Genomic DNA, 24,924 nt, shown 5'->3' with positions numbered 1-24,924 from the left:
CCAGAATTAATCAATTTTTATTTATAAACCTCTAACATACCTTTGATCAACTCCTGCAGCTCTTGACGCAAACTTTTAGGTCTTAATACTTCAATATTCTTACCCTGAGATAATAGCCATATCTTAAGCCCATATTCACTATAAACCTCGGCTTTAATTATACAACCATCGTCAGTCTCTTCTATTACTTCTGCTGTCGGTAGTCTATCTAAAATATGTTCTATATTTTTACTATAATACTTAAACTCTATCCTTGATAGCTCTCCATTAAACATAAATTGAACTCGTTTTCTAAATTCACCAGGCTTAAAACGTTCTAAATAAGGAATGCTAAAATTTTCATCTTCTACTGTATAACCATTAATTCTATCCACCCTAAATACTGTTGGATGATCATAATCTCGATCAGACATATAAGCAATTAAATAAAAATAAAAATCAGCTAAATATTCGCGAAGACTCCCTATATACCTTTGAATAGTTTTGCGACTCACATTAAATCTCTTCATTTCTTCTTTTGTTTTAATTACTTCCCCACGTTGTAATCGCTCAAAAATATGTAAAAGATTTAATGACTTAGAATAATCTATTTCACTCATGTTAATAATCACCTCATATTTATTCCTGCATATGAAATAATTGGATGTGAGATGTTGATAATCCTTTTAAAGGAAATAAAAAAGACTCCTGCAAGATACAGAAGTCATTCGTACTATTTATTAATATTTTTACTCTTCACCTTCACTTGCTTCCCAGAAAAAGCCATACCTATCTCTAAAACACCCGTCACTCCTTGGCTCAATAATTCTTGAGCATAATTTCGTTCTTCTATCTGCTTAAGAGCAGCATTGACCGCTGTCTCTAAATCCTCGTTTTGATGCTGATTTAACTTTTTAAACTCAATTACTATTCCTAATTTACTCTTATTCTCAGGAATAATCATCACATCATAACGACCATAACCGCTTTCTCGATTAGATTTTACTTTATATCTATCACGAAGGTTCAAAAGCAGTCCTAAAACAAAAGCATGGTATACCTTTTCTGGTTCATCCCCACCTACATCAAAACTACTCATACTATTTATAACAAATTCTTTAAAAACAACTGTAAAAGTTTCTATATCACCTGTGGTTAAACTTTTTAACATCAGCTTAAGATTTTGACTAGTAATCTTATCTTCAAACCAATTTAAGATTATCTCTTCATAGATGTATTTTACTTCCTTATTAGGAATATCTAAATCACAATAAAGCCTTGCTTCCTCCATATATTTATTTTTAGCTCGAAGATACCCACTTAATAAAAGAAAACTCCATAATGAACTCCCTTTTTTATCTATATCGCCAAAGACAATATTTTCATCAATCTTCTTTTTGACTGTCTTTCCCTGAATTAATAATTCTAAATCACCCTTTACCTCACTATCTCCTTCTATTACTAATTTTCTAATTAATTCATTACCACTAGTATTTATCCAATAAGGCTTAAGTTCTCCTTCTTTTCGAATGCAGGTCATTATTGACCAGGGATTATAGACTATATTTTCACCAAATGAATATCCGTTATACCATTCTTTAACTTCATTTGATTTATAATTTAAATTATAATAATCTAAAATATCTTTAACTTCTAATTCTAGAAGCCCAAAATATTTATCATACTCTTTATCTAAAAGAGTATTAACTACTAAATTGTTAAGTCCAGAAAAAATACTTTCTTTAGCTACACGTAAGATCCCAGTTAAAACCCCTTTAGCTAAATTAGGATTACTTTTTAATCCACCACTTAATAGACTACGCATGAAACCAACAACTTCCTCATAAAACCCATTCATATAACCGCTCTTTATTGCTTGATCATATTCATCAATTAAAATCATTACCTTTTGTTGATGATATTGACTAAGATGTTCTGATAAGTTCTTTAAACTAAATTGATAAGCATTTAGATTAGCACTTAAATCCATTATCTCTCTATACTCTTTCTCTTCATATTCCAATAAGAGACCAGCATCTAATAGATAACTATGTCTTTTATATTCTTTAGCTATTATCCGCTTAAGATTAGCAAAACAGTTTGACCAATTATTTGCTTTAACATCTTTAAAATCCAAATGAATAATTGGGTATTTATTCTGCTTTTCTAAATATCTCTGCTCAGCATCTTTAATTTTCAAACCTTGAAAAAGATCTATATTATCTCCGTCTTTGATCCTTTTTTCGAAAAAATAATGTAACATTGATAAATTAAGCGTCTTACCAAAACGCCGTGGTCGTGCTAAAAGGATTACTTCTGCTGATTCATCTATTATCTCTTTAATAAATAGACTTTTATCAACATAGTAATACCCTTCTTCTTTTATCTTTTTGAAATCGTCAATACCGATAGGAAGCTTCTTCATTTATCTTCCTCCTTACAACTATACTCGTTATATTATTATACCATAAAAAACCAAAAATTAAAAAATAATGAGCTATTAATTCTAAACTTCCTATTTAAAAAACTAAAAATCTACTGGCTTTACATTTAAATTGTAAAACCAGTAGATTATACATGAATTACTCATTAAAATGGTACATCAATATCCTCTTTTCCACCTTGGCTTTGATTATTATTAGCTTTTTGTCCTTGATTATTACCTCCACCATTACCTTGTCCATAATCTAAGAACTGTACATTATTTGCCACAACTTCCGTAACTTTTCGCTTCTGGCCTTCATCAGTCTCATAACTTCTAATCTGTAATCGTCCTTCCACAGCAACTTGTCTTCCTTTTTCTAAGTAATTAGCACAATTCTCCGCCTGTTTTCTCCAGACTACAATATTAACCCAATCGACTTCTCTTTTTCCTTGTTGATTAGTAAACGACCGTTCTACAGCTATACTAAAATTACAGACCGCTGTTCCATTAGGCGTATACCTAAGCTCCGGATCTTGTCCAAGTCTTCCAATCAAAATAACCTTATTCATTTCACATCTCTCCTTGTTTTTATTTTAGTTATTTGTCAACTATTTAAACCTCAACTAACCTTTCTCCTTTGTCAGCTTCAGTAAAGTAAAGGTATCCTTTCACTTCCTCTTGTCCAGTCATCTCCCGTACAACCTCTTGATAAATCTCAATCTGTTTTTGATACTTTTCAACCAACCGGTTCACATAACCCATATCATCAATTCGATTCGTCTTCCAATCTATGACTGCCCATTCTCCATCCTCATCTTTAAAAAGCAGGTCAATAGAACCGCTAATCGGTTTTCCTTCACGTTTATAGTAGAACTCAACTTCTGGTCTACATTCATTCTCTAATATTTCATTAAATTCTGGACACTCTTCTATTTCATTAATAACCTTCTCTACTTCTGTCCGTAAATCTGGATAATCCTTAGATTCAGGATAACAATTAAATAGATAATCTCTATCTAATTTATCTCCTGTAGATAATAATTCAATCATTTCATGAACTAAAGTACCTTTTAAAGTAGCTGCTCTTTCATTTAAAAATGAAGCTTCAATTAAATTTTCTTTGCTATTATTGACTTCATTCGCTACTGCTACTTCTTCTTTAGATAACTCACCTTGAAAATCCTCCTCTTTAGCCAAAGACGAAGGGAATATAATTTTAGGATCTAACTTAAATTTATCAGGATTTATCTCTGTAGTCAACTCTTTTTTAACTTCTTTAAACGCTTCTTCCTCTTCAATCTCAATTATCGTCCGGTCATTTTTAGTTAATTTAAGATCAATATTACCATACTCTCCAGTTACTTCTTCAATCTTTTCTTGCTCTTCACTCTCTAAAAATTCCACTAAATCTTCTACTTCATAACCTAAGCCTTGCATCAACCACTTAAGACTATGGTTTAAAGTAATTCCCCCACTCCTTTTGATTCTAATATCTCCTGATAAAAAGAGCATCTCCTCGGCTCTAGTAGTTGCTACATAAAAGACTCGCTTACCTTCCATCTCATCTTTAAGAATTAAATTATCCTTAATCATCCCATGGCTACTAGTTTTATTACGTTTTAATTCTTCATCATAATACTTGATTCCTATCTGTTCTTGCCCATTAATCTCATCACAAACAAAACTTCCTAATCTGGCATTACCAGCATTATTTAAGTCAGCTAAAAAGACTACTGGAAACTCCTTACCTTTCGAGGCATGTATCGTCATTAATCTAACATAATTACCTTCCTCAATCTCTAATTTACCATCTCCTTCCTTATCCTCCTCTTCCATTAAACTCTTTAATCTTTCTAAGAAAAGATATAGATTATTCCCATTCTGCTGGCTAAAGTCTGAAGCTCCTTCGATTAACTTTTTAAAGTTAGCTAAACGTTGTTCACCACTAGTCCCAGCTAAATAAGTAGTATAAGCACCACAATCAATCAAAATCGTATTTATTAATCGATCTATACTCATCTCTTCTTTTAACTGCTGCCACTTATTAAATTTATCCTCAACCTTAGGATAATTAACAAATACTCTCTTCAATAAAGGTTCATCTTCATCACTATCAAGAGTCATCAATTCAAATAACTGATCATCACTTAATGCAAATAACGGCGAACGAAACAGACCAAAAACATTTATATCATCTTCAGGATAAATTAATGCTTTTAATACTAAATAGATATCATAAATCTCTTGTCGCTGATAGAATCCTTTTCCTTGCACAGTCCGATAAGGAATATTAAATTTCTCTAAAGCTTCTTCATACTCCTTAAGCCTAGTTCTACTTCGCATTAAGATGGCAATATCACCATAATCGACTGAATCAAGACTATCTTCTTTAAATATCCTCTTATCAGACTCTTTTACTAACCACTCTATTTTATTAGCCATTAATTCTGCTTCGTATTCGGCACTACTATAATCATCATCTCTAAAGTATTGAGTAAGCAATAATTCAATATGTGAATCTGGATCTTCATCAACCTTCTCTTCATATTTATTATTACGCCCAAAGGTCAAGTCTTGGTACTTAACATCATAACCATTAGCCTCTTCTTTATTCTTAGGAAAGATATTATTAAATATATAATTGATAATATCAATAATCTCTTTATTAGAACGAAAATTCTTCTTTAACTTAATTAATTTCTCATCATCTACATTATTGCCTGTAATCTGTTGAGTAACTTCATTAAAGATTCTTACATCCGCTCGTCTAAAACCATAAATCGACTGTTTTGGATCACCAACGATAAATAGCTTACCTTCCTCTAATTTATTGAAATCTTTATCTTTGGTAACCAACGGTCTAACAATATCCCACTGTGTCTGATTAGTATCCTGAAATTCATCAACCATAATAAATTCAATCTTTCTTCTTAATCTTTCTACTAAATCATAATTATTTCGAAAAGCTAAAACTACTCTTTTCTCTAAATCTAAATAATCCAAATATCCTTCTCTCTCTTTTAAAGAATGATATCTTTTATCTAATCGTTTATATATCTTTAATAAAATTTCTAATATCTTTGCTGCTTCTTCATCACTAGCTATTAATGGTTTCCCCTTAACAGTTGGTACCTTATCAAAAATAATCTCTTTTAAACTCTCAAACCTTCTATAAGCAGCCTTCTTGACTGAGTTACCACCTTCCCAGTCAGCTGCTACCATAGCTCGTCCAATCTTTACTTCCTTATTTTGATCAAAGTTATATAAACAACTTAAGAATTTAAAATGAATATTTAATAATCTATCTTTATCTTGTGGGGCATCACTTTCTTGATATAACTCCAAAGAGCTAAGTAATTCTTGGTAATAATTTAATATGCTTTTAATTACTTTTACTCCTCGAGATATATTCTTAGGAGTATATTCTCCAAGTTCTTTTATTTCTTCTTTTAGTTCTTGATTATTCAAATATTCTTCTATTGCTTCTAAACTATCATTATATACTCCTTTATTAATTACATCATGAAGTTCCTTGGAGTCATTTTCAACTAAAAAGCTTTCTACCCCTTCTGTGTTATCTAACATTTCATTTAAGATATCAAATAATCTTCGTTTGCCGTATGAATAAGTTATTTCCTGTAGCTCTTTATGAAATTTAGAATCTTCCTCATTAATGATCTTCTCAAGTACTGAAGTAATAGCCTCTTCTTTTAATTCTCTCTCTTCTAAACCTTCTATTATGTTAAAGTCAGCTTTAATACCTAATTCAAATAAATTATTCCGAATAATATCACTACAAAACGAATGGATAGTCGAAACCTTAGCTTTTGCTAGATTATCTAATAATTTAAATACCCAATCCCGTTCTTTTTTATTATCTTTAGAGTCAGTTAAGTTATTAGCTAAGTAATCTGTTAATCTCTCTCTAATCCGTTCTTTCATCTCTGAGGCTGCTTTCTTTGTAAAAGTAATTGCTACTATCTTATCTAAGGCATCTTCTTTATACATTAATCCACCCTGATCTTGTGGAGTTAATAGTATCTCTAGATAACGTTCTGTCAAGACTCGAGTCTTACCACTTCCAGCTCCAGCGTTAATTGCTAAATTCTTATCTAAATTCTGTACCGCCTGGGCTTGGTCAGGAGTAAACTTCATTCCCCTAATCTCAATTGCTTCCTTGGTCATTAAGCTTCCTCCTTTCTACAGATGAATTTACATTGACAATAACTACAACCATTATCATCTTCGCCTATCTTAAAATTACCTGTTTTAATATTAGTGATATACTCTTTAATATTCTCTTTAGCTTCCTCTAAGCTATTATTAAATCTTTCCGTAGCTTTTTTACTACTCTTATACATTTCATTAGTGAGATTTAATTTCTTATAGCCAATCCCCTTACTAGGGTCTAAGATATAATAACCGCCATAAACAATATCTTCACTAAACTCTTCATTGGCAGCCATAATATAAAGCGGCATCTGAACCGGATTGCGTATGCTTCCTGTCTTATAATCAATGACTCCTAACCAATCTTCTTCATGATAATTAATGCGGTCAATCCGACCACTAAATTTATAATTATCGACTAACTCTAATTCATTAAAGTCCCATTCTACTTCTTTTACAGTAAACTCATTAGTTTTCTTATTCTTTATTCTACTATCTCTTTCAAAAGCTAAAATTTTCTCTAAACCTATCCCTAAGCTTTCATCTTTTAAATATCTTTCACCTTCAGTCTGCCAATAGAAACTCTCTTTAAATAATGGGTATTCAGCCAATACCTCTTGAGTAACTTCTAATAATAATTTAGCTGCTTCTTCTTGATTATCTTCCGTAACTTTCCCAGCACTAAACTTATTATAAAATTTCTCCATAATTTTATGTAGAAATCTACCTCTTTCAAAAGGCTGAATCTCTTCAGAGAACTCAAGACTTCTAATCTTGAATATCTTCTCAAATAAGAATTTAAATGGACAATTAGCATAACTACCTAACGAATCAGCCGAATAAACATAATCATCATTAAATTTTTCCTCTAACCAATTTAGATTCCTTTTGTCTTCTATCTGTCCATTATATGCTGAAAATTCATCTTGATTTCGATCTTTAAGTAACCTAAATTTAGTTAATAAATCTTCATTCCAGGAATAATCATCGATTAATTTATATTGCTCCCCTACTTTTAATCCCTTACCTAAATATTTTTGCAGCTCATCAATTGAATAAAGATTATCTTCTACCTTCATTTCTTCTAACTTAACTATTCTTCTTAATTCTTCAATACAAGAACTAGCTAAAGCCTTCTCTTCACTTGCTGATTTAGAGTAAGTAATGAATATTCCTTTCTTTGCTCCTAGAAGATGGTCAACAAAAAGGTATCTATCTAAAACCTGATCATCTGTTAATTCCATCCCTAACTCTTTAAAGTATTTATCTAATGGATTCTGACCTCTCGTTGGATAAAGATCATGGCTCATTCCAGCTAAAAAGATATAATCATAATCTCCACTTCTAAGCTCTATCTTACCAGTAATCTCTACTCCTTGACTTTTATCATAAGTATAAGTCCCTTCCTGAAAAGCTTGCCTTAAAATTTTAACCCATTCTTTTAAAGTTCTTTTCTCATCTGTTATATTATTTAATTTAGCAATTATATTCTGAAATTCATTCCAGGCAACTATGACTTCACTATCTTCCTTAAATTCTTCTAATTTATCAGCTAATTCAAATTTGTTAAGAATATTAATAAATTTATTAATAAAATCTTTAAAACTTACCTCTTTACTTAGACTCCATTTAAAAGTCTCTTTAATAAATTCTAGATTCGTTACTAGCTCATCATCTTCTAAACTTCTTATCTTATCTTCAATTAATTTAATTAAATGCCATCCAACAGCTTCAAATCTAACTTCTTTTAAAACTTGGTCTAGCTTACTTAATAATGATGGAGAATCTAAATTAATAAAATCTGCACTAATTAAAGCTAAAAACTCCTGACTATTAAAGTCACCAGTTAATATATCTAATACTGTTACTAATTCTTTAATTAATGAAACCGAGATCAATGGCATAGGTATTTTTCGTTTATAAGGTAAATTATATTGAGTAAAAATCCTATCTAAATGAGGTCGATAATTACCAGGAGTAGAGAAGGCAATCCCAATTCTAGATAAATTCTCTCCTTCTTTAGCTAAAGCTCTAATCTTTTTAGCTATAACTTCTAATTCTTGCACTGGATTAGGAAGATCAATTATTTTTAACTCTTTTTCAAGCTCATCTTGCCAAATATACTTTTCATCTTCAGCTAGGACTTCATTACTAAATATCTTTTTAATTAATTCATTATTCTTCTCCGTATAGTCTTCAATTACAAAACCAGCTTCTTTTAACTTTTCAAATAATGGATCTAAATCACTAAATAATTTCTTCTTATCAGGATTATAGTCTAATAATATAGTCATTTCTTCTACCCAATCTGCTAATATTAAAATCAACTCCAACTCAGCAGGTCTGAAGATATAAACTCTATCTAAGAATATATTCTTAACTTCTGGATAAAGATATACAAAATCAGCTTTCGTTAAGTTTTCTATTAGAAACTGATAACTCTGCCACTTTGTAATAAAGTTTAATTCATCTAGTCTATCTTTTAAAGAATAATAAATATCTTTTAATTCAACTAGAATTTCTTTATCTAATCTCCGTTCTTCTAAATTAACTAATTCGGCATCAATCTCATTAATAAACTCTAAAATATAATCTGTAGAACTTTCATCAAAATAATCATAATCCTCTTCTTGCAGTAACTGAAATAAAAGATACTTTAAGTCATCATTATTAATAATCTGACGCTTACCATCTACTTTATAATAAATGTCTTTAAATAATTGATCAATAGACAACATACTCTGTAATACCACTGCTTGACTATCCTCTGACTGCCATATCTTTTCCCGCATAGTAGCCTTCATTTCATAATAAGGAAGAATATATAATAAATTATCATTTTCTAAATAATAATTTAATCCTATATCGTTCACAGAGTTAATATCACTATAGATTAACCTTTTAGACAATTGAATCCCCCCTGTCAAATTTTAATAATATAAATATCACAATCTATTTAAATAATATCAGATTCACTGGGACAATATCTGTCTCTACAGTAGAATTTATTATTTACATTATTGAAATCAAACTGCTTATAATATCACTTCCACGTATAGTAATTAATTCCCTGTTGTTTTAAAGAAATCAATCTGCTATTCCCTTACCAAACTCTGCCCTGGATTAGTTATCTTAATGGAGCCTCCATAACCACAAGTTATTGTAGATGTTTCGAGTAATGTAGGTATATCATGAATAGTAACATCATCCTTACCACCTTGCCAAGAACCAGCCGGATTAGGAGTACAAGGCGGTGTTGGATCACTAGATCTTTTACATTTGCTACCGAATTTACTCATGTTAGTATCTTGAATAGTAGCCATAGGCTTACTTTGAATATAGACTTGATATTTATCTGCGACATTTAGAGTACTTGGACCTGTACCTAAGCTACACTTTAATTTTGCTCCATTGCAGACATATAATCTTTCTGAACCACTACCTCGTGCAATAGAAGAAGTATCTTCACCCTCTTGCTCTTGCTGTTCTTCTTTTTTCTTATCTTTCTTATTATCTTCTCCACTAGTTGTAAATGCTGTTGCTGCTTTGGAAGACTTTTGAGAGCCATTATTTTCTTCACTTTCTTCTTTCTCATCTGGGAATATTATCGTATCCTCGGGATATATCCAAAGGAAGTTATCTTTAATTCGCTCTTCCTCTTCTAGAAATTTGTTTTCTTCTATGGCAAGTATTTCAGATTTAGAAGCTTCTTTACCATTTTTACTAACTATCTTATCTCCATCTAAATAATAAGGGGCTTTATCTTCTACCCATAAGCCATAATCGCTTTCTTGGAAACCAGCAATGCATAGGGTCTTTGTTTCTTGTTTATCATTAAAATAATTGATATATATATTATCTCTATTATCCTTAGCATAATTATTCTTAGTTTTATCTTGATAACTTGTAATTTCTGAAAGCTGGTTTGGGATATAGACTTTTGAACCAACTTTTAACTTCTTAGCTTCTTCTTCAGTAAAATTACTACCATCCTCTTTTTCTAATTTCCTCCAACGACTTGCTTCTCCTAAATAACCCTCTACTATCTCTTCTAATGTATCTCCTTCCATTACCTTATAGACTAATCTTGACTTCTTATCTCTTAATACCTCTAAATTTTTCCCCTTGATATATGTATCATTTAATTTTAACTTGCCTCTTGCTTTATCTGTAAACCCCTCTAAGCTAAGTGAACTATTACTTAAAGCTTTATCATAATCATATCTCCTATTATTATTTAATCCAGGAAGGCTATAACCTTTATCTGGTAAGTCTATATTATAATCTAAGTCATCAAATTCTCTAATCATCAATACATTCCATGAGTTGTTACTGTTATTATGGCTATTACTTTTATCTTTATATTTAATTCTATATTTAATCTTTAAAGTATTTTTTTCTAAAATCTTAAAGAAATGTTCAAATGAAGTATAATAATAAATTACTTCCAAAAGTCTTTTATTATCTTGTTTAAAAGTTTCTACATATTCCTGATACTTAACTTGACCTCCTAAAATCAGATATTCATTCTCTAATCTTCTTTTTAAATTACTACCTATCTGCTCTCCATTAATTATTATCTTACTCCCTTTTATCACGTCTTTAGTATATTCTTCTTCCTTATAGTAATTTGTCATTCCTATACCTGTCCATAATTTAATATCATTTGTCTTATCTTCTTTCATATTAGATTTATTATCAATCCCAGTACTATCTTGCGAGTTATCAGCTTCTAAGTTAATACTACCTAATATTGAATTTCTAACTACTTTAAAGAAATTATGATTCTTATCATTAATATAATCCACTGGATTTCTTGATTGGATCTCTTTTTCAAAGATAATATAATTATAATCTAAGTTACTATCTATTGTATTTCCTACCCAATTATTCCTAATAAATTTCTTATTAAACAACTCATCTAATATTATCTTATATGATAAAGGATCGTTACTTAAGTCTAACCCAAACTTCTTTGCTTTTTGGTCTATTATATCTATACTCTTGACTGTAAGTATATTTGGAGACATATCTGCTGAACCATTAGTTATTACTATTATTGTCTCTTCTTTAAGTAATCTTTTAGCATACTCTTCTCCAAAATAGTTACTTAAGTCATCTAAATATCTATTAATTTTATTATTGTTATTAGGTACTATTACATTTTTGATATTTTTAGATTGCTTTTCTGAATTAAGCTTCCTATCTATTCGGGCAGTATCATAATATTTTAAATTCTCAGTTGATACTTTCGTAGGATCACCATTAAAGACTTCATCTAAAATCTCTTTAATCTTCTTATCTCCTTGTTGATTAAAATTATAATAGGCTGTAAACTCTATATCTTCTTCTTCCTTTATCTGTTCTTGATAAAAATGACCTATCTGCTCTACCACTCCTATATAGTTAGTGCTTCCATTTTTAATTTCAAATTTGGCTAAGTTTTGAGAGTTTTGCTTAACAAGTTTACTATAATCTATGGAAATATCCTTATTTGTTATCTTATTAGTAACTGCACTAAGATTATTTGAATTAAACAAAGTCGTATTATCTAATTGAACTGCTAAAGAATTTAAGCTATCCTCTGCTAAGAATGTCTTCATTCCCTCAAATACCCCTGGGGCATCTATTTTCTTCTCTACTATTATGTAATTTATATCCTGATTTGGATTATATCCTTTAGTCTCATAAGGAAATATAAAGTACATTCTACTAGCCCCAACATACTTTTTTAGATCTAATAGATTATCCTTTGTTACTTCTAATCCTAACGAAATTATCTTCTTCCATGATATATCTACATTATTATTTTTATCTTCGTCTTTAGTTTCATTTTCTTTCTGCTTAAGATATTCACCATAGGCTGCTTTCACTCCATTCGAAATAGATTGAGCCGAATGAACAATTAATAGTCCTAACATTCCATAGACTACCTTATCTAATATATTCTTGCATGTCATGCCTACTTTTAATAAGATTATTCCTAAGGATGATAACCAACCCATTACCTTAGCTGCAAACATATTACATCTAGCTTCAAAGATAATTCTATCTTTTATTTCATCTTTTAATCTTTTAGCTTTTATAGGATTTTCTTCTGTCAATTCACCCCAATTTATTCCTTTGTATTTTGGCTCATACATCACCGTTACAACTGCGGGAGCCCAAATAGCAAAATATTCACTAATGAGTTCTTTTCCTTTTTGAGAAGCTTTATCTTTTAGGCTGTCTAACTTCTTATCGTCTTGACCAATCTGTTCTTCTAATTTCTTACTTAAATCTTTTAACTCCTTATTATTTCCTAGCTTTCCAGCTTCCTTTACTTGCTTAGCTAACTGTCTTTCTAAAGTCATTCCTTTCTTTAATTCTACCAAATCTTTAGTAGTTGAGAATAACTTATAGGTATTTTTAACTTGTTTTCCTTTCTGATAAGTTTCTATCAAACTTTGTGAAGTTTGACTATTAGCTCCGTTATTATCTTTAATTTCTAATTCTTTTATAAATTCACCATCTAAAGAGTCTGGCATCTCCTTAGATAAATAATCAAACATTACAACTGGACTACCTGTTATAAGTTCTTTGTATTCCTTCTTCATATTATCTAACTCTCCAAATAATGATTGCATTGAATCATCCTTAGATGAAAAGAAGGTAACTATCACATCACTTGCAGATAAAAAAGCCTGTTTAGCTTCGCCTTCGGCTATCCATTCGGCGTTGTTTAGGGCGTTGGTGTAAGATGTTGCTAGCTTTTCAATTTGCTTTTCAGCTGTTTCAGGATATGGACATTCTGCCCAAAATTTCCCCTCTTTACGTTCCTGCCAATCTTCTCTTACATAAAATTCATTCTCATAATAATATACTATTTTTGACAATAGTTTCACCTCCTCCTATTATTTGATAATTTGATATTTATAATAAGTAATGATTAATGGGATTCCCTTTTTATCTTTTTCTATTGACTTAATTATATCTCCCTCTTCATTATATTTATTATTCACCCAAAGAAATATCCAAAATTCCCCATTATCCTTTCTTGCCCTTCTGAAATCCTCTATTTTATTTCCATTCTTATCATATTTATTTTTTCTAATTCTCTTTATAGTTCCATTACTATCTCTAGACACAAATTTTATCTCATTACCATTCTCATCATACTCCCATTCAAACCAAAACTTTGTTGTATTCTCATTTTTTGTTATTGATTTTGTTATCTTACCAAATTTATTAAAATGACTTACATCTATAATTTCTTCTCCTGTGTCCTTAATAGTCTTTATCTCTGTCTCTTTTATCATTCTTCCTTGCTCATCATACTCTCTTTTAAAGCTAGAAACTGTATGTATTTCAAAGATACCATCACTGTCATCTATTACTTTTGTTTTTTCTCCTTTTTTATTGTAATAAAACTTCTTAACTAGTCCGTTAAGTATATCTTCTGTGTACTTATACTTTAGTTTCCCATTATCATAATACTCATAGATCCCTTTTCCTAGCTTTGAACCTTTTCTAGCTGTTTTAATTATATAACCTTTCTTTCTTCCAGCTTGATTATAATTGTAAACCTTAAATATATTTATTTGATCTCCCATAAATAATTTTGTATCTGCTTTCTTAATCAGTCTTCCCTCGTCATCATACTCATACTTTTCGTAACCAGTTACTTCACCTTTTTCATTCTTATCTACTTCACTCAATAGTCTATCTTGGTTATCATACTTCTCTATTCTTGTTACGTGCTTTTTTCCGGAATCTACATCTTCTCTTATGACTTTAACGACTAAATATACCTTCTCTTGTTGCTCTTTTGATAATTTATAGTATGGCTCTTGTTCACTCTTATCCTGTTTATTATTAGTTTCTTTACTCTTAGCCTGTATCTTTTGGTTATCTTGCAGAGTTTGTTTAGCATTACTACGCTCTTCTGTGCATGCAGTTAATGTTAATATTAAAGTAAGTGCTAAAAGTAATATTAATACCTTGTTAATCTTCTTCAATCTCTCATCCCCCCTTTGTTTAGTGTCAGTGGTTAGTGTAAGTGTCAGCTCTTATTTATAATCTGTCATTTGTTATCTATTTTTAGTCTGTGTCTCGTCTGCGTCAGTCTGTGTCTAATAATTAACTTCCCTCCTTTCGTATATCATTTCAATCTTATAACTTACTGATGACTGCCACTGAAAACTGACAACTCATTATACCATACGATTCTCAAAAAATTCTCAAATAACCATGATTGTCCACCACTTTTCCAAAAGCAATTTCGGCTAAATTCTTATAGGCATCGTCAGTCTTCGAGATAATATAATTCTATTTGAGATAATCAACGGTATCTCTACAATCTTTTTCTTGATTAATTTAAATTTTTTAAAATAATCTCCTTTTAAAATCAAAAAAAGCCAGAGAAAAACTTCCCTGACTTAACTAATCGCTGCTATTCATCTGTAAATAAATCATCACTTAACTCCCCTATTCGCTTCTTTCTTTCTTCAGTTGCATCTTTATCTACTATAATTTTAATTACATCTCCTGCTTTAGCTTCCTGGGGTAAGACAGACTTTGGCACTTCAAAAACTTCTTTATCACCTTCTATAATAGCCCTTTCTCCTTCAAACCGATCTATAATTAACAATCATCTCACCCCCTTTTTAGTTATCAGTTGTTAGTGACAATGTCAGTAAATTTATACTAGATATTATTAGCTTAAAAAGGATCTGACACTAACAATTACTCCTCTTCAAGTCTTAATTCAGCTATAATTATTCCTACTAAAACTATACAAGCACCAATAATAAATTTAATAGTAAGCTGTTCTCCCCAAAAGACCCAGGAAAAAAGAGCTCCAAAAACTGATTCTAGACTTAACAAAATAGCCGCATGAGTAGAAAAAGTAAACTTTTGAGCCACATTCTGAGCTAAAAAAGCAAATATACTACTTAATAAGATCATATAACCTAATCCAATTAAACCATTATCAACTGATAAAACAGGCATCGGCTCCTTAAAAACAGCAATTACTATAGATAAAACTCCAGTAAAAGCCAGTTGAATAATCGTTAAATTAATAGGATCTACTTTCTTAACTAAGATACCTATAGCTACAATATGAGCTGCAAAAAAGAATGCACAGAACAAAGTCAATAAATCCCCTATATTAAAAGCAAGGATTCCTTCCTGAAATGAAATCAAACTTAATCCAATAGTTGCTAAAACAGCTCCAATTAAAGACTGCTTACTAATCATCTTTTTAGTTACAAACATATAAAGAAACGGAACAATCACTACATTAATACCGGTAATGAAACCTTGTTTAGCCGGTGTAGTATAAATTAATCCTACAGTCTGAGTAGCAAAGGCTAAAAATAAGAATAAGCCAATTAACAGTCCCTTAGATAAAACCTTTAACTCAATCTTTCTAACTCTCTTCCAAAATATAATACCTAAAATAAGTGCAGATATTGTAAATCTAATACCAAGAAAATAGAATGGTCCCATGGTATCCAATAAATTTTTAGTAACAACAAAACCTCCACCCCAGACCATTGCTACTAATAATAAGGCTAAATCAGCAAATAAGATTATCTTTGTATCTTTAGATTCTACTGCCTCTTGACTATTATACATTAAAATCACCCTTTATTTCCAGATATAAGAACAAAGTCAACACATATCTTCCACTTGTCATTCACTCCGCGTCCTGCTCCGTTCATTGTCAAAAAACAGTTTTCCACCCTCCATGGTTCCAAACTGTTTTTAAGAGTCGCTCCAGAAATATGTTGACTAGAATAAACTTATCCATAACCTACAATAAATATAATTTTCTATATGACCAGAATGAATTAAGGAGATGCAAATCATTCTGCACCTCCTCTTCTCTATCAAGTAAAATTAAGTTATCTCTTTACTACTTCCACAACTTCATTATTATTAACATAAACTCTAGGTATCCTCTTACTAACCATACAGACCACTTCATAATTAATAGTCTCTATTCTATCTGCAACTTCAGTTGCTGTAATCTCTTCTTCGCCGTTTTTGCCTATTAAAGTTACCTCATCACCGATCTCTACTGAATCAATCTCACTAACATCTATCATAAATTGATCCATGCATACTCGGCCTACTACTGGAACTCGTTTTCCATTGACTAAGACTTCATTATTAGATGAAAGCAATCTATTGTAACCATCTTCATACCCTAATGGCAAAGTAGCTATCTTACTCTCTGACTCTGTTGTATAGGTTCGTCCATAACTAATATCGGTTCCTTTAGGAACATCTTTTATATAAGCTATTCTTGCCTTTAATCTCATTCCAGGCTTTAAATCAACCCTTTGTTGTACTTGTTTAGAAGGCCAAAGGCCGTAAGTAATTATTCCTAAACGTACCATATCTAAATGAGTTTCGGGCAAATCTAAAAACGCTGCACTATTAGCAGAATGTTTAATAGGGATATCAATTCCCTCATCCTCTAAATCAGTTATTACTTTCGTAAACTTGGCAAACTGTTCATAAGTATAGTTTTTATCTTCTGCATCAGCTACTGCAAAATGAGTATAGATTCCTTCAACTACTATGTTAGATAATTTTTTTATTCTTTTTACGAAATCTACTGCTTCATCAGGCTCCAGACCAATGCGTCCCATTCCAGTGTCAACCTTAACATGGACTTTAACCTTTTTATTTAATTTAGCTGCTTCTTTATTTAAAGCAGACACATTCTCATAATTATAAACCGTTTGAATAAGATCATGCTTAACTACTTCTGCTGCTGATTCTTTAGGTGTCCAACCTAAAATTAAAAGCGGTACCTTCTTCAAACCAGCTTCTCGTAATTCAATAGCTTCATCCAAAATAGCAACTGCTAACCTATCAGTCCCGTGATGTAAAGCTGTCTTGGCAACCTGAACAGCACCATGTCCATAACCATCAGCTTTTACTACTACAGTTAATAAAGTATCATCTTCTAATTTGTTTTTAAATTCTGAAATATTATGTCCAATATTATCTAAATCTATTTCTGCCCAAACCGGTCTTAAATTCTTATAACTCTTCATAATACTACTCCTTTATCATGTCTTCTTCTATCTTTAGGCTCTGTTTTAATAGATTTACAGCAGTTTCAGGGTACTCCTTACCCATTACACCTAAAGAAGCCATAATATAATCCTCATCAATAGTAACACTAGCATTTAATGTAGGAAATAACTTCTTACGAGTCTTACTTCTTCTTATGCTTTTTAAAATTTCTTCATTCTTTGCTAATCTAGTTAAAGCACCACCAGTCCCAATCACCCATTTTATCCTAGTCAAATCTTTTCCAGAAGCAATCATCTGCCTACCGGAAGGACCATATATCTCTTTTAAGGTGCCAGCATGTCGCTTAACAGCAGTCTGAACAGCTTCTTTAGTAAGTTTAGCGATAAACTCTTTTTCTAATTCATCTTTAGGAATAGGTTTTCTATCCTCTAATATTTGATCAATAGAAGAACCTAATTCTTCACTTAATTTCTCTTTACCAATTCTATTCACTACATTATCTGCATTCACGAAAACTCCTAAATCTCCTTCAACCGTTCTTTTGGCAACGGGCTCAGGACTAGTTAGGATATCTCTTATTTCTTCAGATCCTTCAGTAACTGAATGCAAGTCAGTCGTAGCTCCTCCTACATCAAAGACTATTAAATCCCCAATCTCTTCTTTCAATAATTTAGCACCATTCATCACTGCTCCTGGAGTCGGCATAATCGGTCCAGTAACCCACTCATCTATCTTATCCATGCCCGGTGCATGAATAATATGCTTTTCAAAAGCATCTTGAATCATGGCTCGTGTAGGCTCTATATTAAATTGATCTATTTCTGGATAAACATTATCTACAACTAATAATTCAAAAGAAGTATCAGCAAAAATATCTTTTATTTCATCTCTAATTGCTATATTCCCAGCATAAAGAATAGGAATATTCCTATCTAGCTGTGCTAACATCTTTGCATTATGAATAATTGTTTCTTCTTCTCCGTAGTCTACCCCACCAGCCAATAGAATAATATTTGGCTCTTTATCTTTAATTCTCTTTAGATGACTATCTCTTAACTTGCCAGCAGTCACCATCTTGATTACTGCACCTGCACCTAAGGCAGCATCTTCTGCAGCTTTTACTGTCATGTCATAAACTAAACCATGAACTGTCATCTTCAAACCACCGGCAGCACTACTAGTGGCCAACATTTCTTTCCAATCCATACCTTCTATATCTAAATTATTCTCTAAATCATTAACAGCATTCTTAACCCCTATTGTCACATCACCATTTAATACTGTAGTTGGTGCTTGACCTTGACCTATAAATTTAGGGGTTGGTGTCCCAACCCCTGCAAAAGCATTAACTACAGTAGTTGTACTTCCTATTTCAGCTACTAATAAATCTACTGTAGACATCTTTAATTTACCCTCCATTTCTTACTCTTCTCTAGCTTGACGTTCTTCAACTAAGAAGCTAGCTACATCAATACCATGGGTGCCTTTACCATATCCAGCATCCATACCTGATTTCACAGCGATATCATTATTAATCTGAGTTCCACCAGCAATTAATGCAATATCATCTCTAATTCCTTTTTCTATACAAAGTTCATGTAATTTCTTCATATTAACTCTATGGATATCATTATGAGTAATAATAGTACTGATTAAAATAGCATCTGCATTAATTTCAATTGCAGCATCTACTACTTTAGTAATCGATACAGAGGTTCCTAAGTATTTACATTCAATACCAAACTTCTCAATTCCTCCATGTTTGATATCTATTATTTCTCTCATGCCAACTGAATGCTCATCTTCACCAACAGTAGCAGCTACTATTTTCATTGGTCTTTCTTTAATATCTTCACGAATTTCATCTTCAGATAAGATCTCTTCTTCTTCAGGAATATCTAAATCTTCAGGGTCAATACTAAAATCCACTTGTCCTTTAACTTCTAACAATGTTCCTTCTGATGGATGCATTGCTTGCTTATGAATAACCTCTGGATTCTTAAGCCCCATCTTCTTAGCAATCTCCATAGCAGCAACTTCTGCCACTCTTTCTTCTACTGGTAATAATAATGTTGTATTTACCCAGCCATCCCCATACCATTCAACTTCAGGCTTAATTAAATCCTTTTCTCTAGCTTTTTCTGACTTTTCTAAACGTTTATGAACATTATCATTTTCATCTAACTCATCAATATACACGATCCCATCTGGATCACATAATGTACACCCATCAATTAGGTCACATGGATCTTCAATATCTTCTGGTAAGTTATTATATCCGAAGTGCTCACAAACTGGAGCCATGTAATCTTCATCTCGTTTTATAATCGTTCCAGCTCCTACACCGCCTTCGATTTCACGCTTAATTCCGTCGGCATTTCGCTGTGGGTACTCTCCAGAATCAACAAAGAACCCTTCAGAAACAGCCTCAAAATATCCGCCTGCTTCTAAAATCTCTTCCATAAATAAGATTGCTCTTTCTTTTAATTCTCGAGCTTTATCTCCTACATAACCATCCATATTAATCTCTACTAAATCTTCTAATCCATCTAACCCGACTAAAGCCTGCTTAGCAGTATTAACAGCATGAATATTATTATAATGCCATGGTACATTTCGACCTTCATCTGGAGTAATTGTACTTTGAATATCAGCAGATGTTAATCTAGATAATACTAAGTTAAGCACATGAGTAACTGTTGCTTCTCGAGTAGAAGAATCTATATACTTAGTATTCTGCTGTGCTCTAAATTTAAACCCTTTAAATAATTCTCTTAAAGCCACTGCATAAGGTAAATCAATCTTTAATGCAGGTGCCGGTGGAGCAGTTGGTGGTACTGTAGAAAGAGCTATATTCTCTTTTGGCATTCCAACTTTCATTGAAAAGATAGAGTTAAGAGCATGCTGTACAAATAATTCCGGCATTACTTTCCAAGCTTCTCTAGCAGTTGCATTAGCATTATGTGCTCCATCAATCTGTAACATATCAGCACTGGCCATTAATTTTTTAGCTACAGCTGCATCTACAAATGATCTCTGCATATTTACATTTCTATATAAAACATTATACTGTGGATCCTGATGAGCTCCATTCACTCCTTCTTCAGCAAACATTAAAGCAATATCCGGTCCAGCAACTCCACTTACATATGAATGGAAATTAAGTGGACGTCCTACCTCATCTTCTATAATATCTAAAGCCTTACGTGTAGCTCTAACCTGTTTTCTACTAATCGGCACTCCTCCTACTCCTTCTGGAGTACCTTCAATTAAACCATCATAATGACTCTGGCCAGCAGTTCTAATTACCATTAAGTGATCTGCACCGTGCCAAGCTGCCATTCTCATCCTTCTAAGGTCATCTTCAAAACGTCCTGAAGCAATCTCAGCTGTAATAACTGGATCTGGCTGAGGATCGATATAACCAAAATTACGTGATGAAGGTAATGGGATACTATTATCTAAGCCTTCAGCTACTTGAGAATATTTAAAAGGACCAATCTCTTTTTCTCCCTCTTCTTGCTTTCTCCAAGTCCAGCCTTTTCTTCTAGGTCTATAATCCTCTAAGTCCTGTAATATCTCTTGAATATCTAATTTCTCTTTTGGATCTACACTCACGCTACTTCACCTCCAAATAATCCTGGTAATTCATCATCATATTTTCCATCAGCGATTGCTAGTCCAGCTTCTTTAATCTTTAAACCTTTAGCTTGAGCTAATTTAAGTATAACATGTCCTGCTCCTTTGCCTAATAAATCTTTTTCCATTATCTTATTTACTATCTCTTTTGCTTCTAAACTGCTAAAGCCCATTCTTAAAACTACCGCCCGTTCAATAGCAGGTGAAGTATACTCTTTGGATAAGTCTACTAAAGGATCAACTATTTCTGCTGCTAAATCCCAAAACTTTTCATATAATTCTTGGTCAGATAAGTCTGTTAATTTTTTACGTCTTTCTTGAAAGTCATCTTTTCTTTCTTCTACCATTGATTACACCTCCACATCTAAATCTTTTAGTGCATTGATTACGAAATTCTTATCAGTATTTGTCTCTTCAATTAAGAATTCAATATCTTCTTTAGTTACTGTAGTGATTTCATTTCTCTGGACAGCATTTTTAATGTAAGATCGTTTCAATTTAGCTAAATCTAAATCTTCTACTTGAATCTGTTCTGGGCCTTCAGGAATTACTACAGATTCCCCCGGCACTTCTTCTCTTGGATTTCCTCGTTTTATCTCAATACCGTTCTCACGAGCAAAAGTCAATTGAGCAGTTGGATGCTTACCTGCTCCAGTATATTCCGTCTCTTGTACCACTAAAATTTGATCTTCATCCATCTCTTGAGCAACTGAGAGAGCCGCAGCTAATGAAGTATTTCCAGCTGGTCCCCGTTCTAAGCCTTCTATTTGAGCTAAAGCTTCAGTTACATAGAATACTTCTCCTTGATTAACTGTTACATATCTATCTGCATATCTAATTGCTCGCGCAGCACTACGAGGTACATCTGACCTATCCGGCCAAGTAATAAACGGCATTCCAAAACCTGTATGTCCAGTCGTAAATGACTTATTATTAAAGTCAATATCACTGGCCATATGTAGACCTTTTAAATTCACACTTGCTGCTACAACCTCAGTCTCAGTAGCACCTGCTTTTTGTAAACCTCTAGCTGTGCCGGTTAAGTTTCCACCACCTGCATTAGTTACAATTACTGCATCCGGGTGTTTGCCTTCGCGTTCTTGTAATTCTTCAGCTATCTCATAACCTAGAGTTTCAACACCTGCAATCCCAAAAGGAGTATATAATGAAGCATTAAAGTAACTTGTTTCTTCTAGTACCTTTAAGAAAGTATAAAATAATTCCGGTCCAGTCGTTAACTGTAAAACTTCTGCTCCATATGCTTCACATTTACGTCCTTTTTCTATGATTTCAGGCTGTCCTACACCTTTACTATCATAAACCTCTTGAACAATAATTGGTTCTAAGCCACGCTTTACAGCTTGAGAAGCTACCGATGCTCCATAATTACCACTAGTAGCTGCTACTACTCCATCATATTCATGCTTCTTAGCATGATAAATAGAGACTGCTGCTCTTCTTGCTTTAAAACTACCTGATGGATTAGCCGCTTCATCTTTAAGAAAGATTCTAGCACCTTTGCCCTTAGGAGCTAACTGTCGAGCAACTTTAGTTAAATTCCTTAACTCATATAACGGTGTTTCTCCTACATCTGTCTCTTTTTGAATTTCACGAATTTCATCTAAATCATAACCTACTTCTTTCATCATTCTTTCATAATCGAATCCAATTCCGTCGTATTCGAATGTATTATAATCAATTCCTACTGCTTTTTTCATAATTTCATTATTTCTACCCATTACTGCTACGTAGCTCATATCCTTCATTATTCTTTGCCTCCCTTTAACATATCTTTCAATTCACGACCAATTGGTAATAATTCAGGTACTGGTTTACCAAAATCATGTTCATAGGAAGGGCTAATCTCCTCTAATGTTCCCGAAATCGTTCTTCCAATTAAAGTTTTAATAGACACTTCTTCACCTAACTTAGCATCTTCTGTTATAAATCCTCTTACCCTTAATTCTAAAGGGACCTCTTGTGTTTCTTCAGGAAGATTAGGGGCTCTTTCCCCTGCTTTAAGTACAATATTATGAATTTGAACCCATTCACCTTTTTTAGCTTTAGCCATTAAGCATCACCTACTTTCTATTAATTCTATCTCTCATATCGCCCATAATAGCCCGTGGTACTGGTAGATCTAACATAGTCTTAAGTCCGGGATTAGCATTGATTGTTTGAGGAATCATATTAATACACATTGCAATAGTTCCTATTCCACCTGGCACTTCTGGATTAATTGACATTTCTATATCCGGATTACCTTTAATTCTAATATAATCTCCTGTTTCAACCCCTTCTAATTGAGGTTCTACTTGCTGTGGATGAATCATATCTATCTTCTGTTCCCCGTCTACTTTACCGTGTCCTAACATCTTAACTCCTGCCACATCCCCAGCTTTTACTTCAGCATAAGGTGCTTTGCGATCTACATTAGAAACAATAGGATCTTGGCTTTGAGTAATCGGTTCATCTAATTTCCAACCTAATGCATCTGTAATCATTTGAATAGACTCCGTAAAACCAACATGTCCTGCTAAAGTACCATCTTTAGTTCTCTCTTCAAACTCATCTGTAGTAATACCAACACCTTGCTCTTCCATAACCGCTGGTCCGAATGGAGATAAGTTATTAACTCTTTCTGCTTCAATACTTTCTACACTTTCGCAAGCTCCAGTTAAAAGAACTACTAATAAATCCATAATCAAACCTGGATTAATTCCTGTACCTAATACTGAAACTCCGTTCTCTTTAGCAATTTTATCAATCTTTTCAGATAATTCAGGTTCCTGTGCTTGTGGATAAGCCATCTCTTCAGCCGTTGAAACTACATTTATTTTATTCTCAAGACATAACTTAATCTTATCAAAAGCCTTGCTAGTAAAGGAATCAGTTGCTAATAAAGCAACATCAGCACATTCTTTTGAAATTACATCTTCAATATCATCTTTAATTATAACTTCTGGTTTATCTCCTGCTTCCATATCAAGCACTTCATACATGCTCTTACCTACTTTTCTTTCATCTCTATCACAAACACCTACTATATCTACACCTTTTTTCTTAAGTAACATCTCAGCCATTCCGCTACCCATGGCCCCAAAGCCCCAGATAACTACTTTAATATTCTCCATACCGTTTCCCCTCCTATAGTTTATATAAGGCGAGATAATCTATTTATCATCCCGCCTTTACTTTTTGTAATCAAACCATTTATTTACTTGGTTAATAACTCTTTAGCATCATGATATTCTAAATCAAATGCTTCAGCTACTGCTTTATAAGTTACCTTACCTTCATAAACGTTTAATCCCTTAAGTAATGCTTTATCATCTAATAATGATTTCTTATATCCTTTATTAGCAATCTGTACTGCATAAGGTAAAGTTACATTAGTTAAAGCATAAGTAGAAGTTCTAGCTACAGCTCCTGGCATGTTAGCTACTGAGTAATGAACTACTCCATGCTTAGTAAATACCGGATCATCATGAGTAGTTGGATAAGTTGTTTCTACACAACCACCTTGATCAATAGCTACGTCAGCAATAACTGCTCCTTCTTTCATATCTTTAATCATATCTTCAGTTACTAAGTGAGGAGCTTTAGCGCCTGGAATTAAGACTCCACCAATTACTAAGTCTGCTTTAGTTACTTCATCATAGATATTATACTTA

General features: G+C 32.4%; 17 protein-coding genes. All 17 read right to left on the bottom strand.

Annotated elements, in window-relative coordinates; all coding sequences use genetic code 11:
• Positions 1-17 precede the first annotated feature (17 nt).
• Positions 18-599 (bottom strand): WYL domain-containing protein, encoded by a 582-nt coding sequence (locus B5D41_RS08665; protein WP_078810236.1) that lies wholly within the window; start codon positions 597-599, stop codon positions 18-20.
• A gap of 113 nt (positions 600-712) precedes the next feature.
• The gene (locus tag B5D41_RS08660; protein ID WP_078810235.1) at positions 713-2,404 is read right to left on the bottom strand and encodes an AAA family ATPase; all 1,692 of its coding nucleotides are present in this window, start codon (positions 2,402-2,404) and stop codon (positions 713-715) included.
• A gap of 164 nt (positions 2,405-2,568) precedes the next feature.
• A complete protein-coding gene (locus B5D41_RS08655; protein ID WP_078810234.1) occupies positions 2,569-2,973 on the bottom strand; it encodes a single-stranded DNA-binding protein in 405 nt (134 codons plus the stop codon).
• Between the two features lie 43 nt (positions 2,974-3,016).
• Positions 3,017-6,589, bottom strand: coding sequence for a UvrD-helicase domain-containing protein (locus B5D41_RS08650; RefSeq protein ID WP_078810233.1), 3,573 nt, complete (start codon positions 6,587-6,589; stop codon positions 3,017-3,019).
• The gene (locus B5D41_RS08645; protein ID WP_078810232.1) at positions 6,589-9,483 is read right to left on the bottom strand and encodes a PD-(D/E)XK nuclease family protein; all 2,895 of its coding nucleotides are present in this window, start codon (positions 9,481-9,483) and stop codon (positions 6,589-6,591) included. The genes B5D41_RS08650 and B5D41_RS08645 overlap by 1 nt, the downstream gene beginning before the upstream one ends.
• A gap of 186 nt (positions 9,484-9,669) precedes the next feature.
• A complete protein-coding gene (locus B5D41_RS08640; RefSeq protein ID WP_078810231.1) occupies positions 9,670-13,449 on the bottom strand; it encodes a DUF4280 domain-containing protein in 3,780 nt (1,259 codons plus the stop codon).
• Positions 13,450-13,467: 18 nt separating this feature from the next.
• Positions 13,468-14,571 (bottom strand): RHS repeat domain-containing protein, encoded by a 1,104-nt coding sequence (locus tag B5D41_RS08635; RefSeq protein ID WP_078810230.1) that lies wholly within the window; start codon positions 14,569-14,571, stop codon positions 13,468-13,470.
• A gap of 434 nt (positions 14,572-15,005) precedes the next feature.
• Positions 15,006-15,203 (bottom strand): DUF3006 domain-containing protein, encoded by a 198-nt coding sequence (locus B5D41_RS08630; RefSeq protein ID WP_078810229.1) that lies wholly within the window; start codon positions 15,201-15,203, stop codon positions 15,006-15,008.
• 95 nt (positions 15,204-15,298) lie between these two features.
• Positions 15,299-16,195: a DMT family transporter gene (locus B5D41_RS08625; RefSeq protein ID WP_078810228.1), complete on the bottom strand. Its 897-nt coding sequence runs from the start codon at positions 16,193-16,195 to the stop codon at positions 15,299-15,301.
• 269 nt (positions 16,196-16,464) lie between these two features.
• Positions 16,465-17,628: an alanine racemase gene (alr, locus tag B5D41_RS08620; RefSeq protein WP_078810227.1), complete on the bottom strand. Its 1,164-nt coding sequence runs from the start codon at positions 17,626-17,628 to the stop codon at positions 16,465-16,467.
• A 4-nt stretch (positions 17,629-17,632) separates the two neighbouring features.
• Positions 17,633-19,012 carry a GlmL-related ornithine degradation protein gene (locus tag B5D41_RS08615; protein ID WP_078810226.1) on the bottom strand — a complete coding sequence of 460 codons (1,380 nt, stop codon included), beginning with the start codon at positions 19,010-19,012 and terminating at the stop codon, positions 17,633-17,635.
• 21 nt (positions 19,013-19,033) lie between these two features.
• Positions 19,034-21,229, bottom strand: a complete 2,196-nt coding sequence (oraE, locus tag B5D41_RS08610; RefSeq protein WP_078810225.1) for a D-ornithine 4,5-aminomutase subunit OraE — start codon at positions 21,227-21,229, stop codon at positions 19,034-19,036.
• Positions 21,226-21,597, bottom strand: coding sequence for an ornithine aminomutase subunit alpha (locus B5D41_RS08605; RefSeq protein ID WP_078810224.1), 372 nt, complete (start codon positions 21,595-21,597; stop codon positions 21,226-21,228). The genes oraE and B5D41_RS08605 overlap by 4 nt, the downstream gene beginning before the upstream one ends.
• A gap of 3 nt (positions 21,598-21,600) precedes the next feature.
• On the bottom strand, positions 21,601-23,016 hold the full coding sequence (ortB, locus tag B5D41_RS08600) for a 2-amino-4-oxopentanoate thiolase subunit OrtB (protein WP_078810223.1): 1,416 nt from the start codon (positions 23,014-23,016) through the stop codon (positions 21,601-21,603).
• On the bottom strand, positions 23,016-23,321 hold the full coding sequence (ortA, locus tag B5D41_RS08595; protein ID WP_078810222.1) for a 2-amino-4-oxopentanoate thiolase subunit OrtA: 306 nt from the start codon (positions 23,319-23,321) through the stop codon (positions 23,016-23,018). Before ortA ends, ortB begins: the two co-directional genes overlap by 1 nt.
• A gap of 10 nt (positions 23,322-23,331) precedes the next feature.
• A complete protein-coding gene (gene ord, locus B5D41_RS08590) occupies positions 23,332-24,384 on the bottom strand; it encodes a 2,4-diaminopentanoate dehydrogenase (protein ID WP_078810221.1) in 1,053 nt (350 codons plus the stop codon).
• An 83-nt stretch (positions 24,385-24,467) separates the two neighbouring features.
• Positions 24,468-24,924 (bottom strand): alanine dehydrogenase (locus tag B5D41_RS08585; RefSeq protein ID WP_407695262.1); only part of this gene is annotated, 457 nt, incomplete at its 5' end.

Source organism: Selenihalanaerobacter shriftii (assembly GCF_900167185.1).
Lineage (GTDB): Bacteria > Bacillota > Halanaerobiia > Halobacteroidales > Acetohalobiaceae > Selenihalanaerobacter > Selenihalanaerobacter shriftii.
Note: the sequence above shows the minus strand (reverse complement) of the source record. Positions and strands in the feature narration are given on the sequence as shown.